The sequence below is a fragment of the Gelidibacter salicanalis genome (assembly GCF_016469035.1).
GTDB classification, from domain to species: Bacteria; Bacteroidota; Bacteroidia; order Flavobacteriales; family Flavobacteriaceae; genus Gelidibacter; species Gelidibacter salicanalis_A.
On the sequence record NZ_JAEHJZ010000106.1, the window covers coordinates 1 to 262 of the forward strand.

Genomic DNA, 262 nt, shown 5'->3' on the forward strand with positions numbered 1-262 from the left:
TCAGCCTTCTTTTTCGGTGACGGGCCTTACATCTAATACGACATATTCATTTACGGTTCTGGCTTATGACCTTGCGGGCAATGCCTCACTGGCGGGCAATACCGTTAATGTTACCACACTTTCCAACCCTGATACACAATCGCCTTCCGCGGTGACTACGTTGGCGGCCTCCAATATTACAACAAACAGTGCGCAATTGAACTGGTCCGCTTCTACGGATAATGTGGGTGTGGTGTCCTACGAGGTGTTTCGTGGCGGCCAG

At 50.8% G+C, this 262-nt stretch carries 1 pseudogene; it reads left to right on the plus strand.

The features are described from left to right. Positions 1–16 precede the first annotated feature (16 nt). Positions 17–262 (plus strand): annotated as a pseudogene (locus JEM65_RS21045) (chitin-binding protein); the annotation flags it as partial.